Origin of the sequence: Saccharopolyspora phatthalungensis, assembly GCF_014203395.1 — a bacterium.
GTDB lineage: Bacteria > Actinomycetota > Actinomycetes > Mycobacteriales > Pseudonocardiaceae > Saccharopolyspora > Saccharopolyspora phatthalungensis.
Genome location: NZ_JACHIW010000001.1, coordinates 5,058,030 through 5,074,602 on the forward strand (window position 1 = coordinate 5,058,030; position 16,573 = coordinate 5,074,602).

The 16,573-nt window shown below is 66.8% G+C and carries 10 protein-coding genes and 1 pseudogene; 6 read left to right on the forward strand and 5 right to left on the reverse strand.

Going from position 1 to position 16,573, the window contains the following annotated elements:
* Positions 1-24: 24 nt before the first annotated feature.
* A complete protein-coding gene (locus BJ970_RS23230) occupies positions 25-951 on the forward strand; it encodes a VOC family protein (protein WP_184728201.1) in 927 nt (308 codons plus the stop codon).
* 3 nt (positions 952-954) lie between these two features.
* The gene (locus BJ970_RS23235) at positions 955-1,776 is read left to right on the forward strand and encodes a fumarylacetoacetate hydrolase family protein (RefSeq protein WP_184728202.1); all 822 of its coding nucleotides are present in this window, start codon (positions 955-957) and stop codon (positions 1,774-1,776) included.
* A 22-nt stretch (positions 1,777-1,798) separates the two neighbouring features.
* Here the strand turns inward: BJ970_RS23235 and BJ970_RS23240 are convergent, their stop codons facing one another.
* The 3 genes from BJ970_RS23240 to BJ970_RS23250 form a co-directional block, all read right to left on the reverse strand.
* Positions 1,799-2,593, reverse strand: coding sequence for an IclR family transcriptional regulator (locus BJ970_RS23240; protein WP_184728203.1), 795 nt, complete (start codon positions 2,591-2,593; stop codon positions 1,799-1,801).
* An 18-nt stretch (positions 2,594-2,611) separates the two neighbouring features.
* Complete coding sequence (locus BJ970_RS23245) at positions 2,612-3,601, reverse strand: amidohydrolase family protein (RefSeq protein ID WP_246470981.1); 990 nt, start codon at positions 3,599-3,601, stop codon at positions 2,612-2,614.
* 405 nt (positions 3,602-4,006) lie between these two features.
* Complete coding sequence (locus BJ970_RS23250; protein WP_184728204.1) at positions 4,007-4,210, reverse strand: cold-shock protein; 204 nt, start codon at positions 4,208-4,210, stop codon at positions 4,007-4,009.
* 372 nt (positions 4,211-4,582) lie between these two features.
* Here BJ970_RS23250 and BJ970_RS23255 point away from each other — a divergent pair, with 372 nt between their 5' ends.
* Entirely contained in the window at positions 4,583-4,807 is a 225-nt protein-coding gene (locus tag BJ970_RS23255; RefSeq protein ID WP_184728205.1) for a hypothetical protein, read from the forward strand.
* Between the two features lie 269 nt (positions 4,808-5,076).
* Complete coding sequence (locus BJ970_RS23260; RefSeq protein ID WP_184728206.1) at positions 5,077-13,119, forward strand: WXG100-like domain-containing protein; 8,043 nt, start codon at positions 5,077-5,079, stop codon at positions 13,117-13,119.
* Between the two features lie 247 nt (positions 13,120-13,366).
* Here the strand turns inward: BJ970_RS23260 and BJ970_RS23265 are convergent.
* Together BJ970_RS23265 and BJ970_RS23270 are read right to left on the reverse strand one after the other, a co-directional pair.
* A pseudogene (locus tag BJ970_RS23265) lies at positions 13,367-13,567 on the reverse strand (maleylpyruvate isomerase family mycothiol-dependent enzyme); the annotation flags it as partial.
* 117 nt (positions 13,568-13,684) lie between these two features.
* Complete coding sequence (locus tag BJ970_RS23270) at positions 13,685-14,125, reverse strand: MarR family winged helix-turn-helix transcriptional regulator (protein WP_184728207.1); 441 nt, start codon at positions 14,123-14,125, stop codon at positions 13,685-13,687.
* Between the two features lie 101 nt (positions 14,126-14,226).
* On the opposite strand from BJ970_RS23270, the gene BJ970_RS23275 reads away from it, so the two are divergent.
* Entirely contained in the window at positions 14,227-15,651 is a 1,425-nt protein-coding gene (locus tag BJ970_RS23275; RefSeq protein ID WP_184728208.1) for an MFS transporter, read from the forward strand.
* On the forward strand, positions 15,648-16,532 hold the full coding sequence (locus BJ970_RS23280; RefSeq protein ID WP_184728209.1) for an NAD(P)H-binding protein: 885 nt from the start codon (positions 15,648-15,650) through the stop codon (positions 16,530-16,532). The genes BJ970_RS23275 and BJ970_RS23280 overlap by 4 nt, the downstream gene beginning before the upstream one ends.
* Positions 16,533-16,573 lie beyond the last annotated feature (41 nt).

The following is a 16,573-nucleotide window of genomic DNA, read 5'->3' on the forward strand; positions in this document are numbered from 1 at the left end:
CACTCACACGAGAAAGGTCCTCGAATGAGCACGCCTCAACGACTCGTCCTGGCCGAGCCACCGGCAGCCGGGCTACTGCGGCACACGGCGACCTCGCATATCGGCTTCACCGTTCCCGACGTACCCGCCGCCGTCGACTTCTACGGGGCTGTCCTCGGCCTCGCGGTTCATGACGAGCTCCCGGACGGCGGGGCCCGCCTCGGCTGGGGCAGCGGTCACCACGTCCTCGACCTGCGAACTGGCGGGCCCGCTCTCGACCATGTCGGTTTCGAAGTCCGCGATGAGGGTGGCCTGGAAGCACTGGAAAAGCGCTTGCGTGACGCCGGCTACCCGGTGCACGACCTGAGCGATTCCTATTTGGACGAAGCGGTCGGCGAGGCCACCGGCCTCAGCACCGCCGACCCGAATGGCAACACGGTGCACTTCCACGGCCCGGTCCGCCGCGAGGGCGAGTCCTCGGCCGACACCGGCCGCCGCCCGATCAAGTACCAGCACGTGACGCTCGCGACCGACGACCTGCCCGGCATGGTCTCCTTCTACGTCGGGGTGGCTGGGTTCCGGATCTCCGACCAGCTCTCCGACGGCCGATTCGCCTGGCTGCGCAGCAATCGGGACCACCACACGCTAGCGATCGTGGAGACCGGACGGCCGGGCCTCGATCACTACTCGTACGACCTGGCCGAGTGGGCCGACTTCAAAGCCTGGTGCGACCGGCTCACCGACCTAGAGGTCGACGTTACCTGGGGCCCGGGCCGGCATGGTCCCGGCAACAATCTGTTCGTGTTCTTCGACGACCCGGCCGGCCAGCACATCGAGCTGTCGGCGGAGATGGAGAAGTTCCACGACGACCGCGTCGAGTACGCCCCGCGCCGCTGGGACCCCGTCCCCCGCAGCGTGAATCTCTGGGGCGGGCAGCTGGCGAAATGGCGGCACACCTCGGAGGAGCACTGACCCATGGCATACGCAACGTTCGAATACCAGGGCCGGCGGCAGGTCGGCCGGGTCGACGGCGGCACGCTCGTGCCGCTGGCCGGGCTCACCGAGCTCGGCCGCGACACCAGCACCGCGTCCCTGGCACGTGCCCATGAACTGACCGGCGAAGCCGTCCCGCTACGCGAAGTCCGGCTCCTGCCCGTGGTGCCGAACCCCGACAAGATCATTTGCGTGGGACTGAACTACCACTCCCACGTCGGGGAGACGCACCGGGAGCTACCGAGTTACCCGGTCCTGTTCACCAAGTTCGCGTCGAGCCTTATCGGTGCCGGCGACGACATCCTGCTTCCGCCCGAGTCCGGTCAGACCGACTACGAGGGTGAGCTCGCGGTCGTGATCGGGCAGCCGGGGCGCCGCATCTCACGCGACGCGGCGCCGGCACACATCCTCGGCTACACCGTGGCCAACGACGTGACCATGCGCGACTTCCAATACAAAACGCACCAGTGGTTGCAAGGCAAAGCGTGGGACCGGGCCACACCCCTCGGTCCCTGTCTGGTCCCACCAGCCGAAGTCGACCTGGCCTCCGCTGGCATACGCACGATCCTGCGTGGGGAAAAAGTACAGTCCGCTGACCTCAGCCAACTGATTTTCGACATTCCCACCCTCATCGCCACCGTCTCCGAGTTCACCACGCTCCTGCCGGGTGACATCATCTTGACCGGCACGCCAGGCGGAGTCGGATACCGGAGAGAGCCTCAGGTCTTTCTCGCACCTGGAGACGAGATCACCGTAGAAATCGACGGAGTGGGCACGCTGACCAACCGCGTACGAGCCGAGTAATGAGCCCGGCCGCCGGCCTCAGTCAGCCCTCGATCTGCTGAAGGCCGGCGGCAATCGTCTCCGCAGCCGCGCACACCCGCTTGATGATCTCGCTCTCGACCGAGTCCGACACACGGTTCGCGACCGCCGCGACACTGACCGCGGCCACAACATTACCGGCCGCACCGCGGATCGGGGCCGCGATGCCAAGGACATCATGGTCCACTTCGGACCGTGTGATGGAATAACCGTCGGTGCGAATTTGCTCCAGCCGTGCCAGCAACTGGCTGACGTCGGTGAGCGTCGCCTCGGTGAACCGGCGCAAGGTCGTACCACGGAGCACGGCCTCCGCTTCCTCGGCCGGGGACCATGCCAGCAAGACCAGCGCCGAGGCACCCGCATTGATCGGCAGGGTGCTGCCCCGCTCGTAGGAGATCCGCACCCGGTGCTTGTCCGATTCCGCGCGATCCAAGCACACGACCAAGTCGCCGACCCGCCTGGTGAGCAGGGCGGTCTCGCCCACCGAGCGGGCAAGCTCGGCCAAGACCGGCGCGGCGACGTCGGACAGACCGTAGGTCTGCCGTGCCAGCCGCGCGAGCTCAATCACGCGCAGCCCCAGGCGGAATCCGCCTCCCGGCGCCTCCTCGAGAAAGCGCGTGCCCACGAGGCTCTGCACATAGCGGTAGGCAGTCGACTTGGCCACCCCGAGCCGTGCGGCAACCTCGGTGCCGGAGATCACCGGTAGGTCCTCTTTGAACATACCGAGAATATCCAGAGCCCGGTCCGCAGTGGAGTTACGCTCGCGGTAGGAGCTGGCCAGCTTATCTGATCCTGACATATAGGATAGTTTACCTGATTAAAGGGACTGGTCGCCAGGGGTTTGCTGTGGTCTCTCCGCGTGTGCCAGCCGCGGGAACAGCCGCCGTGCGTTTCGGGAGAAGACCTCCTCGCGCAGTTCGCCGTCGAGCAACGAGGTGGTCTCCAAGCGGCGCGCTAGTTCGACGCAGGAGTCAACAGGCGTGAACGGGAAATCGCTGCCGTAGTGGATCCGGTGCGAATCGGCGACCGCCAGCAGGGCACGCAGCAACTCGGCTACCGGCGCCCCCGCCAGATCAAAATGCAGGCCCCGCATCGCGTCCCGCACGCTGGGCACCTCGCCCTCGCCGTCTCGGGTCAGCAGCGGTAGCAGGAGCTCGATTCTGTTGACCAGCACCGGCAGCGCTGCCCCCGCGTGCGGCACGATCACCCGCATGCCCTGGTGGCGCCCGAGCGTGCCGGAGAGCACCAAGTCCGCGATCGAGCGGGTGGTCTCGAACATGAACTCGAGCATCGGCCGCGGATAACCCAGCGCGAGATGCTCCGCTCCGAAGGGCGTCGTCGGGTGGACGAAGACGACCGAGTTGCGCGCGGCCACCTCCGCATAGACGGGTTCGAGGCGTTCATCGCCCAGATACATTCCCTGCTGGTTCGTCTCCAGCACGATGCCGTCCGCGCCAAGCACATCGAGCGCGAACCGTACTTCCTCCACCGCCGCATCGATCTCCGGGACGGGCAGGCTCGCGAAGAAGCCGAACCGGGCGGGATGCGCTGCGACGAGCCGGGCCCCCTCCTCGTTCACCAACCGCGCGAGCTCGCTCGCCTTGCCGCCATCACCGAAATGCACCCCCGGCGACGAGATGGACAGCATCGCCGTACGGACATCGAGCCGGTCCATCGTTTGCAGCGCAAGCGACGAGTCCCACTCGGGTATCGCCTTGATGCCGTCGGGCTGAGCATGTCCAGCCGCCAGCAGTGCCTCGCGGTAAAAGTCCGGAACGTAGTGGGCGTGAAGATCAATCTTGTTCATGGGCAGGACCTCCAAGGCAACCAAGCTAGTCCTTTTATACAGGAATATAGACCCGCAAAACAGGACAAGTTTTGGCCGGGGTACGCGGGCAGGGCACAGGTGAGCCGCCGTACTGCCCGCGATCACTGGACTACGGTGCGCCGCCTTGGCTGTTGATGCTGGTCTTCTGGATCTCGCTGGTGCCCTCACCCACGAGCAGAAAGGGCGCCTCTCACATGAGCCGTTCGATCTCGGGATCCCGGGACGGTTATAGAGGGGTGCATCGCAGCGTTGATCCGGGGACGCGGGTATTCGCTGTTTTCTTGGCGCGAAGCGCGATGCGGCTCCCCCTCCTGGGTCGGAAGGGGAGCCGCATCGAGGCTCAGCCGATGCTCCGATCGGCCGGGTCGGCGTAGAGCGGACAGCTCAGAGGGGGCGAACGCCGCTCGCCTGCGGGCCCTTCGGGCCCTGGGTAACCTCGTAGTCCACCGCCTGGTTCTCCTCGAGGCTGCGGAACCCGTTGGTGTCGATCGAGGAGTAGTGGACGAAAACGTCCGGACCACCGTCGTTCGGGGCGATGAAGCCGAAGCCCTTTTCCGAGTTGAACCACTTCACGGTGCCCTGTGCCATTGTTGTCTCCTTCGAATGCTGGATGGCGGAACGCCGCACGGCGAACCGGGCCTTCAGACGGCGGTTTCTCCAGCTTGCTTCGAAGACAACAGCACGTCCGCACGAGATCCTGCGAACATGCGGAACACGTACCCAGAAACTAACGACCGTCGAGAACTCTAGCACGAGAAGCTGACATTCAACGATCACGTCGTGGCCCCATTGTGGCGGAGGCCGGTGGCCTGTGATGATGACCAGGTTCCGCGGGTGCCTGTTCCTCGTGGATGGTCTGCGCCGCGTTGGTCGCTCGTCAGCGATGCACGTCGCACGGATCCCGATCGTGATGTCCTGCTTTCACCGCACCCGCGGCAGGTGGGACGAAGGAGGGGCCGCATGACCTTGGCACGACACGCCGGAGCGCCACAGGAACGGGGAAGGTTCGCCGAAGCACGCGCCAGCGGGCAGCTTCAGGAAGCGATCCAGAGCGGCAGAGCCGCGCGCACCGTCGCCGATTACGCTGTCAACGCGCAGGACTGCGAGGAGCTGTTGGCGATGCTCGGGCTGAAAGCCGCGGACGGTAAACGGTGTGGACGCGCCGCTGGCGCCTCGGCATCGTGAGGTGACCTTGTCGGCTTCTGCCTGCCCAAAGGCGCCGACCTCCGCGCTCACGCCTTAGCAGGCCTCGACGCGATCGCCCACGAAATCAACACTCATCCCCGCCAAAGCCTCGGCTGGATGGACACCATCACAAACAATGGCCAAAGCACTCGGTGTTGCAACCACCCCCTGAGACCGAACACCGGGGTGGCCAGCCACGCCGCCTGCCGGACTAGTGGCACGATGGTCGTTTCGGGCTGGTTGGTGCGAGAGCTGAGTGGGTGGTCCGTGTGTCTCTGTTGGTGCCGGAGGAGGTGAGGCGGCTTTTTCAGGTGTTGACGGGTGAGGATATGACGGATGCGGATGAGGATGCGTTGTTCGCGGTGGCGGAGCGGTTGGAGCAGGGTGCGGTGGCGGTGGAGGTGTTGGATCCGGTGGTGAGGGAGGTGATGGGGCAGGTACGGGGTGGGTTTTCGGGCAAGGCGGCGGACCGGTTCGCAGAGCGGTTGGACGAGTTCTCTCCGGTGTTGGAGGCGGGTGGTGCGGGGTTGCGGGAGTTGGCGGGGTTTGTGCGGAATCTGGCGTTGCAGGTGCAGTATTTGAAGTTCGTCACAGTGGGGGGTTTGCTACTGCTGTTGGCGGAGGTGGCGTGGGCGGTGGCGATGGCGGGGCTGACGGGTGGGGCGAGTATGGCGTGGTTGGCGGCGCGCTTTGCGGTGATGCGGTTTCTGTTGTCGCGGTGGTGGGGGCAGCTGTTCATGCGGTTGGCGGTGGCCCAGGTGGTGGGGATCGGGTTGCAGCTGCTGGTGGAGGTGGGTGCGCAGGGGGCACAGTTTACGTTGGGGACGCGGAAGAAGTGGGATGGCCAGCTGACGGGGATGGCGGTGGGGGTGGGGTCCTTCAGCGCGTTGCTGGCGGTGCCGCTGTCGGCGTTGGGCAATGTGGTGGGCAACGCGATCACCAAGGTCCTGGTGCGTGGTCTGGGTGATGAGATCGATGCTGAGGTGCTGACGGCGGCGGCCAAGCATGCTGCGGAGGAGCATGCGCAGTTTTACCCGTTGTCGTCGATGGCGCGCTTTGCCGATGTGGTGGCCAAGAGCGTGGATGATTACACGGGGATGTCGGTGCGGGCGATGTGGGTGGCCCGGTTCGGTCATGGGCTGGGGGAGTCGCTGGAGGAGGGCCTGACCGAAATGCTGGGCGAGGCGGGGTATGGGGCGTTGAGTGGTCAGGGGGCGCAGTGGAATCCATTCTCGTTCACGGCGGGGTTGTCCGAGGCGGTGGGTTCGGGTATCGGGAATCTGGCGGGCCTGGCGTTGCGAGGCCAGTTGATCCCGGCGCGCCGGGCCCGGGACACCTCCGGCGGGGAGAAGGACTCCGGCGGCGCCGACACCGAGACGGATGCGGTGCCATCCGAGGACTTGAAGGTGGCCCCCAGGACGCAGACGGGAGAAATCGGCCCTGCGAAGGATCTGTCCAATTGGGACTCCACAGAGCCGGTGCCGGGTTCCGAACTGGTGGCCACGGAACTGAAACCGGATCGGGGCTCGGTGGGTAAGAGTATTCCGGTGACGTCAGGCTTCCTGTCTACTGGCTTCGGCGCCGAAAAGGGAACGCTGGGCGGCGGGTTCGGTGCACCGCAAAGCGGTTTCGGCGCGACGGCCAAGGAAGATGCGGCTGTCCTGCCCTCGCCGTCGGGTACGCCGTCGCCGGATAGCCTGGCTTATAGGGCCTCGGTACTGGACAGGAGGGTGGCCTCGCCCGCTGACGGGAGGGCCGCATCCGGTGGTGTGCCTAGGGGTGTGGACGATGCCATTGCGGGGCAGGACTCCAAGACCGACGCGCGTGAGATGCCAAAGGACACCGCGTCGGCGTCGTGGTATGCGGACGATGAAAGCGCCCCGGATGAGCTGCGGGATTTGGACAGGCCGCTGACGCCGCCACCACCGTACAGCCCGCCTCAGGGCAACGAGCTTTCCCACAGCCATGCACTGGGTTCCGGTGGTCCGGCCGATCGTGATCATCCCAGCGTCGACACGTCCAGGGTGGACGCCTACAAGGCCGTGGAAGATATGCGGTTGGTAGAGCCCTTGGCCCAGCTGGACGACGCTTCGGCGGCAAGGTCGTCGTTGCCGGGTGTCGGCGACGTGTCTGATCCGCTTTCGGATGTCGCGGTGTCAAGGTATTCCCAAGCGGCTGCGGTGGTTCCGGGTTCCGACGTCGGCGCCACGTTGCCCGGACAGGACTTCGCGTGGGATGGAGCGATCGCTCCTGGTGTTCCTGCGGGTAGGGATTCAGTTGCGGAGAATGCCGATGCGGCTCGCGTGGGCGATGACACGACGCACTCGTCGATGTTTCCGGGTTCGTCGGGGGTGGTGTCGCCAGACGGCCCGTTGCGGTTGCCAGACGGTGCGGTGCGGGTATCGGTGCCGGTGGATGTGGCTGCTGATGGTGGGGTTGCGGAGTTTGTGCGTGATCGGGTGGGGGATGTGGGTGTGAGTCCGGTGGTATTGGTGTCGGGAGACGGTTCGAGTCCTGGTGTGGTGGTGTCGTCGCGTCAGGCGTCGGTGGCGGCGCGTGTGCTGGGGCGTGATGTTGTCGCGTTGATGCCGGGCTATGGTCGGCGTGGTCTGCGGTGGATGCGGTTTGCTCCTGATGAGTTCCGTCCCCGTCCCGTGGCGGGTGCGATCGGTCTGGATCCGGGTGCGGGCGGCGAGTACCCGACACCGAATGAAGTGCGATTGTCGGGCTTTGGTGCGAACACAGCTGATCGTGGTGTCGTGGCGGAGTGGACGGCATCGGATCTTCGTAGGGAAGTTGATTCGGCACGGTCGGTGGGCGGGCCGCGTGAGATGGCGCTGCGGATCGTGCGGGGCACACACGATGTGGTGGCACTGATTCGTGGCGAGGCGGCGATTTCGTTAAATGAGGTGGTGGTTTTGGTGGCGGCGAAGGTTGATGAGGTGGGTCGTGGTGAGGCGGTGCGGTTTTCCCGGGAGCTGGCAGCCAGGCTGGATACGCAAGGGTCGGGGTTGGCAATCCACGCCGGAGCGGGCTCGCTTTCCCAGACCGAGGTTCCGGCGTTCGGGGAAAACGCCGGCAACGGTCATAGACCAGTGGAGCCCGGTGACGGTGCGGTGGATCCCTGGCTTGCCGGTGCGTCGTGGGCCGAGTCGGGACCGGAGGAGGACTTCCCGATTTTGCCGGAGATTGTGGACACCGGTGCTTGGGATTCGATCATTGACGGTGCTGCATGGTCGCCGGAGGAGCTCGGTGACGCGGCGGTGGATCCGGGGCCGGAGGCGGTTGATGCGGCCGACCGGCCTGAAAGTAGGAAACGGTTGCGGGAGTTGGGGCGTGCGGAGGCGCGTCGTGCTCGTGACGCGGGTGAGCCCCACAGCGGTGCGACGTTGGCGAAGAAGTTCGGACTTAGCGTGTCGTGGGGTCAGCAGCGGCTTGCGGAGATCAGGACTGAGGGTGCTGCGAGCCGGCGGGCAATCCGGGTGCGGGAGCAGGATCGGTTGCGGGAGGAAGCGTGCGTGGAGGCGCGTCGTGCTCGTGACGCGGGTGAGCGCTACACGGGTGCGGCGTTGGGGAAGGCGTTCGGAATGAGCGCGGCGTGGGGGCAGCGGCGCCTTGAGGAAATCAGGGACGAGCGTGGTAAGCCCCGGCAGGCATTGCGGGAGCAGGAGCAGGCGCGGGCGAACGTGCGAGAGGCGGCGCGGATGGAAGCGCGTCGTGCTCGGGACGCGGGCGAGCCCTATTCCGGTAAGGCGCTGGGGCAGAAGTTCGGGATGGGCTTGGCATGGGGTGAGACTCGGCTCAACGAGATCAGGGGTGAGGGTGGTGGGGTCAGGAATGCGGTGGGTGGTTCTGCCGGTGGTGCTTCTGGCTCTGGGGGTGGTGGGTCGGCGGAGGGTGTCCCGTCCGTGGATGTGCCGGCGGATGAGTGGTCGCAGCTGGTTGGCGAATTGTTGGCTGGCGAGGAATTCGGTGGTATGAGTGCCGAGTCGGCGTTTGATCCGGCTGCCGGGCCGGCGTTTGATCCGTTGGCGGTTGCGGGATGGTCAGGGGGAGATGTGGGTTCTGGAGGTGGTGTGTCGGGGGACGGGTTGAATGAAGCGGGGCGGTGGGTTTTCGGTGCGGACGCGGCTGATCGTGTGCCTGGCGGGATGGGTACGGAGATGGATTCGATCGCTGAAGATGCCGCGGGGTTGCCGGCGGACCTCAATGACGCGGAGGCGGATTCGGCACCTGAATCCGTGGATTCGCTCGATAGGCCTGATAGCCCGTGGCTGTTGAAGGATGAGGCAGCGGTCGAGGCGCGTCGTGCTCATGACGCGAGCCAGCCTTATACCGCTGAGGAGTTGGGGCAGAAGTTCGGGAAGAGTACGGAGTGGGGAGGGCAGCGGCTTGCCGAGGCCAGGACTGAGGTTGGTGCGAACTGGCGTGCTGTGTTGGCGCAGGAGGGCAAATGGTTGCGGGTGCAGGCGCGAGTCGAGGCGCGTCGTGCTCGTGACGTGGGCGAGCCTTACATCCCGGAGTCATTGGCGGAGAAGTTCGGAATGAGCAAGACATGGGCGCGCGAGCGGCTTGCGGAAATCAAGGATGACGGCGGTGCGCGCCGGTCGGTTCTGCCGGAGCGGCAGGCGAGGGAGCGCTTGCGGGAGGAGGCGCGTGCGGAGGCTCGTCGTGCTCATGCCGGGGGTGCGCCTTACACCGGTGCCGCGTTGGGGAAGAAGTTCGGAAAGAGCCGGGCGTGGGGTCATGCCCGGCTTGCGGAGACCAATGATGAGGGTGGTGCGACCAGGAAGGTCCCGCGGGAACAGGAGGGAGAGCGGTTGCGGGAGACGGCGCGGGTGGAGGCGCGTCGCGCTCGTGCCGGGGGTGCGCCCTACACCGCTGCGGCGTTGGGACTGAAGTTCGGAATGAGCATGGCGTGGGGTAAGGCGCGGCTTGCGGAGATCAGCGGTGAGGGTGGCGCGACGATTGCGTCATTGCAGGAGGAGGAGCGGGAGGCGGCGCGTGCGGAGGCGCGTGGGGAGGCGCGTCGTGCCCGGGATGCGGGCGAGCCCTACACCGCCGCAGCGCTGGGCAAGAGGTTTGGAAAGGGCCAGGTATGGGGTTGGCGGCGGCTTGCGGAGATCAGTGGTGAGGGTGGTGGGCACCGGTCGGCTGCGCAGGTGCAGGAGGAGGCGCGTGTGGAGGCGCGTCGTGCTCGGGATGCTGGCGAGCCCTACACGGCTGTGACGTTGGGGAAGAAGTTCGGAAAGAGCAGGGGGTGGGGTGGGGAGCGGCTTAAGGAGATCAGGAGTGAGGGTGGCGCGAATCGGCGGGCTGTGCTGGCGCAGGAGCGGGCGCAGGAGCTGGAGGAAGCGCGTGCGGAGGCGCGTCGTGCCCGTGACGCGGGCGAGCCCCACACGGGTGTGACGTTGGGCAAGGAGTTCGGAAAGGGCGCCGTCTGGGGTGCGCAGCGGCTTCGTGAGATAGCGGATGAGGTGGGGGGTGGTTCGGGGCCCGGGGATGGTGTGCCGGCGGAAGGTATCCCTTCAGCGGGTGCGGCAGCGGCCCCTTCGGGGCTTTCCCGGGAGTTGGCGTCCAGGCCGGATTCGCAAGGGACCGGGCTGGGCATTCGTGCTGGTGCGGGGCCGGATGCGCGGGCGGAGGACCCGGTGTCCGAGGTGGCTGCACCCACTGAGTCGGCGGGTGTTCCGATAACGCGGGATTTTTATCCGGACGTCGATGCTGCGTTTGATTCGATGGATTTTCGGGGATGGCCCTCGAATGTCAGGCGAAAGGCTTCGGCCGGTGCGAGCCGTGGCCGTAAGCGACGTCGTGGCGATGCCTCTGATTCGGTCGATGAGGGTGCGGCGCGTCGGCCTGCGGGGCCGCAGCCGAATTTCCCGATTTCGCCGGAAATTGGGGCAACCAGTGCAGCCGAAGGGGGCTTGGCGGGGGCGTACGAGCAAGCGCGGGTGGAGGCGCGGCGTGCTCGGGATGCGGGTGAGCCTTACACGGGTGCTGCGTTGGGGGCGAAGTTCGGGAAGAGCGCGGCGTGGGGTAAGGCCCGGCTTGCGGAAATCAAGGCTGAGGGTGGTGCGACTCGGTCGGCTCTGCGCGGGCAGGAGGTGGAGCGGTTGCGGGAGGCGGCGCGGGTGGAGGCGCGTCGTGCTCGGGATGCGGGTGAGCCTTACACGGGTGCTGCGTTGGGGGCGAAGTTCGGAAAGAGCACGACGTGGGGTGCGGCCCGGCTTGCGGAGATCAGTGCTGAAGATGGGACCGCGCGGGTCTTGCGGGAAAAAGATCAGGAGCGGGCGAAGTTGCAGGAGGACGCGCGGGTGGAGGCGCGTCGTGCTCGGGATGTCGGCGACCCTTACACCGCCGCGGTACTGGGGGAGAGGTTCGGAATGAGCGCGGCGTGGGGGCAGCGGCGGCTTGCGGAGATCAGAGGGGAGGGAGGTGTGACCTCGTCGGCTTTGCGAGTGCAGGAGGGGGAGCAGTTGCGGGAGGAGGCACGTGCGGAGGCGCGTCGTGCTCGTAACGCCGGCGAGCCCCACAGCGGTGCGGCGTTGGGGGAGAAGTTCGGAATGAGCGCAAGGTGGGGGGAGCGGCGGCTTGCGGAGATCAATGCCGAGGGTGGCGCGGGACGGCCGGATCCGCGGGCGGAGGCACCGGGTTTCGAGGAGTCTGCGGACAGCGGTCAAGTCGGCGGTGCGGTGGTCGAGTCGGCGGACGATCTGTCGTCGTTGGATTTTGATGCGGCTCTCGAGTCTTGGTTTGACTCGCCGGACGGTGCGGGATGGCCGTGGGGTGATGATGTGCTGGGGGCGGGGCCGGAGGACGCGGGGTATTTGGCGGTTGCTGAGAGCAGTGGCCGTAACCGGGATCGTCGCGATGATTCGGGTGACGAGACTGCAGAGCGTCGGCCTGAGGAACCCGCCGACGGCGCGGTGGATCCGGTGCCCGAAGCGGTATATGCGCACGAAATGCCTGATATCACGGGTCTGGATGGTGCGGAGCTGTTGAATGAGGCGGCGCGTACCGAGGCGTGGTGGGGTCGCGATGATGTGCCGACCGAGGGTGTCCCATCGGCAGATTTGGGCGGTGGGGAGCGGACGGAGTCGGGCCCGGAGGAAGGTTTCCCGATTTTGCCGGAAGTTGTGGGTACCGGTGTCGCGGATGGGGGCCGGTCGGGAGTGGAGTCCTGGCCGTGGGGGGTTGATGAGGCGCCGGATGTGGCGGCTCTGGATCTGGGGTCGGGCGTTGCGTATGTGAATGTGGCGGAATTGGGGTTGTTGGACTTCGGGGCGGACGCGGCTGAATTTGGTGCCGGAGGATTGGGTTCGACCGCTGACGATGCTGCATGGTCGCCGGTGGAGCCTGGTGACGGGGTGGTGGATTTGGCACCGGGAGCTGTGGACGCGGTTGAGCGGCCTGAAAGTGCCGAGTTGCCGAACGAGGCGACGCGGGCGAAGGCGCGTCGTGCTCGTAATGCGGGTGAGCCTTACTCCGGCTCTAAGCGGCTTGCGGAAATCAGGGGTGGGAGCGGTGTGACTCGGTCGGCTGTGCGCGGGCAGGAGGGGGAGCGGTTGCGGGAGGAGGCGCGGGTGGAGGCGCGTCGTGCTCGGGATGCGGGTGAGCCTTACTCTTGCTCGGCGTTGGGGGAGAAGTTCGGAAAGAGTGCGATGTGGGGGCAGCGGCGGCTTGCGGAAATCAGGGGTGGGAGCGGTGTGGCTCGGTCGGCCAGGGAGCAGTTGTCTGCGCAGAGGGAGCGGTTGCGGGAGGAGGCGCGGGTGGAGGCGCGTCGTGCTCGTGACGCGGGCGAGCCCCACACCAGTGAGACGTTGGGGAAAAGATTTGGAAAGAGTGTGACATGGGGGTGGCAGCGCCTTGTGGAACTCAGGAATGAGGGTGGTGCAGCACCATCGGTTTCGCGGCGTCGGAAGCGGGGGCGGGATCGGATTGCTGAGATCAATGAGGTGGGTGGTCCTGCCGGTGAGGCATCGGGTTCCGCGGGTGGTGTGTTGGCGGGGGGTTTCTCGGATGGGGTTGGTGGTGAGTGGCCGCAGTTGGAGGTTGAGTCGGTCGGTGTGGCGGGGTGGACGGAGTCGGTTCCGCGGACGGAGATTGAGTGGGCTCGGTCGGTGGGCGGGCCGCGTGATGTGGCGGTGCGGATTGTGCAAGGTACGCATGATGTGGTGGCGTTGGCGCGGGAGGACGCGGATGTGTCGTTGGATGATGTGGTGGCTTTGGTGGCGGCGAAGGTTGGTGAGGTGGGTCGTGATGAGGCAGTGCTGTTTTCCCGGGAGTTGGCGGCCAGGCTGGAGACGTGAGGGACGGGGCTGGGCGTTCGTGCCGGAGCGGGTCCGGACCCGCGGGAAGACGTCCCGGTGTCTGCGGAACCTGCGGCCGTTGAGCCGGCGGGTGTTCCGATGACGAGGGGTTTGCTTCGGCCGTTGAGTCAGCGTTGGTAGCCGGACGTTCTGGGGCGCGCAGCCGGTCGAGGACGACGAGTTGGATGCGATCATCGTGGCCGGTGTCCGGGTTTTCCGGTGCGCGCTTACCGTCCTCAGTAGACGGTCATGGGGTCAGTGGGCTGGCCAGTACTTCCAGTGCGGTCTTGTGGTCTCCTCTCCAGGAGAACCGGTCGTCGGCGGGTGTCCGCTTCCAGAGCAGCAGTAGGAGCTCCTGTGCGGTGGCGCTGACCGTGGCGATCGGGTCGCCGGGGCCCAGCAGCCATGACGCCCCGGTGTCGGTCGCGGCGAGGTGGATCCCCGGACCGTTCGTCCCGGGTCTGGGAGGGTATGTGAAGGCCTCGGCGCTTCAAAGACATGAGCGCCCCTATCGCAATCCGACGCCAACCACATCCAAAACGGCGGCCGTAGCAGCCCAACGCGCTCACGGGTTGGGAAGGGCGGAAGCGTTCTCTCGTAGTTGGGCGAGCGTTCGCTTGAACTCGGATACTTCCGTGTTGGCGAGGTCGCCGTGCAGCTGTTTGTCGAACGCGGTGGCCGCCTTGCGCAGCCGGTGGAACATGGCTTCGCCCTCGTCGGTCAGCTCCACCAGGTGGACCCGGCGGTTCGACGGGTCGCGGCGCCTGCTGAGCAGGCCGTCGGATTCCATCGCGTTGAGGTGGTGCGTCAGGGTCGCGCCCTGGATTCCCACGGCTTCGGCGAGTTCGCGCTGGTTGCTCACGGCGCGGGTCTTCAGTGAGAGCAGCACCAGCCAGACGGGCGTCGAGCCGCCTGCGGCGGCGAGCGCGTCGTCGAAGGCGCGGCTGATGGCCTTGGCGGTCTGCGTGAGGTACAGCCCCAGCGGCTGGCGAACGGGTCCTGGCACATGCGCAGTCTAGCAAAAACGAATCGACAACTAAGTATTTGACGTCGAATCGTTAGATGCCTATCGTTAGCCGCAGTCGCCGCACAGGACTGGGGCATCTCATGACCGAGAAGGAATCGCCTGCACGTTCCGCCGAGCCGATCGCGGCCACGGGAGCCGCGGACAGCCGCCGCTGGATCGCGCTCGCCTTCATCGCCGTGGCGCAGCTGATGATCGCGCTCGACGCCACCGTCACCAACATCGCATTGCCATCCGCGCAGGCGGACCTCGGTTTCTCCGACGAGCACCGGCAGTGGGTGATCATCGCTTACACGCTGGCGTTCGGAGGCCTGCTGCTGCTGGGTGGCCGCCTCGCCGATCACCTCGGACGGGCTCGTGCGCTGCCCGTCGGCCTGCTCGGCTTCGCCGCGGCCTCGATGCTGGGCGGCTTCGCGACGAACTTCGGAGTGCTGGTTGCGGCCCGCGGGCTGCAAGGCGCATTCGCCGCGCTCCTGGCTCCGACGGTGCTGTCGCTGATCGCGACCACCTTCACGGAGCCGAAGGAGCGGTCCAAGGCGTTCGCGATCTTCGGTGCGATCGCGGGCAGTGGTGGGGCCCTGGGACTGGTGCTGGGAGGCGTTCTGGCCGAAGACCTCACGTGGCGGGCGTGCATGTACGTCAACGCGCCGATCGCCGTGGTCGCCGCCGTCGGCGTCCGGTACGTGCTCGGCGGTTCGGGGCCGACTCGCCGGACGCGGCTGGACCTCCCGGGCGGGCTGCTCGCGATCGGCGGCATGACCTCGATTGTCTTCGGATGCACGCAGAACACTGTGCTGCTCGGTGTCGGGCTTGTGCTCCTCGCCGCGTTCGCGGTTTGGGAGGCGCGCGTGCCGGAGCCGTTGCTACCGCTGCGAATCCTCCGCAGCCGCAACCGTGTCGGCGCTTATCTGGCCGTCGCCTTCAGCGTAGCCGGAATGCTCGGCATGTTCTTGTTCCTGACGTACTACCTGCAGACGGTGCTCGGCTACCTGCCGGTCCAGGCCGGCCTCGCGTTCCTGCCGCTGTCGGCCGCGGTGCTCGCAAGTTCGCAACTCGCCGCCCGGCTGCAAGCCCACCTGCCCCCTCGGGCTCTGATCGCCTCCGGCTTGCTGGTTGCCGCCGCGGCGCTCGGACTGCTGACCGGTCTGAGCTCGACCGGTGCCTACGCCACTGACGTGCTGCCCGCCGAAATCCTGCTGGGTCTCGGGATGGGGTGCGTGTTCCCGTCCGCGATGAGCGTGGCGACCCAACAGGTCAATCCGCGTGACGCGGGGGTCGCTGCCGCCGTCGTCAACACGGCGCAGCAGGTCGGCGGGTCGATCGGGGTGGCCGTCCTGAACGCCATCGCTACCGGGGTCGCGGCCGTGGCGCATGCCGACGCGCTCGTTGCCGGCTACACCGCTGCCGCCTTCTGGGCGGCGCTGGCCTTCGCCACCGGCGCGCTGGTCACCGCCGTCCTCATCAACGCCAAAGCACCCAAGCGGCAGCAAGGGAGATTGTCGAAATGATCTTGGTAACCGGCGCGAACGGCAATGTCGGTGCGGAGGTGGTCGCCATGCTGGCGGCTTCCGGGCACCCGGTACGCGCGATGACCCGCCGACCTCGTGAAGCGCGCATGCCAGACGGCGTCGAGGTGGTTTACGGCGATGCCGCCGACCCCGCCAGCCTCGACGACGCGTTCCACGGCGCAGACCGCGCTTTCCTCATGACCGCGCAGCAAACCGGCTCTGCGCCGCGCCCGACGCACGACATCAACCTCGCCGAGGCCGCACGCCGCGCCGGTGCCGCGAAGGTCGTGAAGCTTTCGGTCTACGGCGCCGGTGGCGGTGGCGGCGACAACGCGATCTACCGCTGGCACTCCGAGGCCGAAGATGCCGTGATCGGCACCGGGATCGACTACACGATCCTGCGGCCGGGGCGGTTCATGTCCAACGCGCTGCACTGGGCGCCCATGATCCGGCGCGGTGACGAGGTGCGCATCCCGTTCGCGACCAGGCCGGCGGCGTCGATCGACCCCGCCGACATCGCCGCGATCGCCGTCACCGCGCTCACCACCGATGAGCACCGCAACGCCGCCTACCAGCTCTCCGGGCCACAGGTGCTGACGCCGGTCGAGGAACTCGAAATCCTAGGGGAAATGCTCGGGCGGCGGTTCCGGCCGATCGAGCTCTCCACGGAGGAGGCGAAGGCCGGACTGCTCGCCTCCGCAATGCCGTCGGCGGTTGTCGACGAGGTCATCGAGCAAACCCTCAAGACCGACATAGGTGCCCATGTTCTGCCGGACATGCCAAGGCTTCTCGGTCGGCAGCCGAACACCTTCGCGCAATGGGTCCGCACCCACACCAGTGCTTTCGCCTCAATGCCTGTTTCTGAACCTGGTCATCCATGAGTCGGGGATCCCAGAGTCCAGACGGCGACCGTAACTCCCGC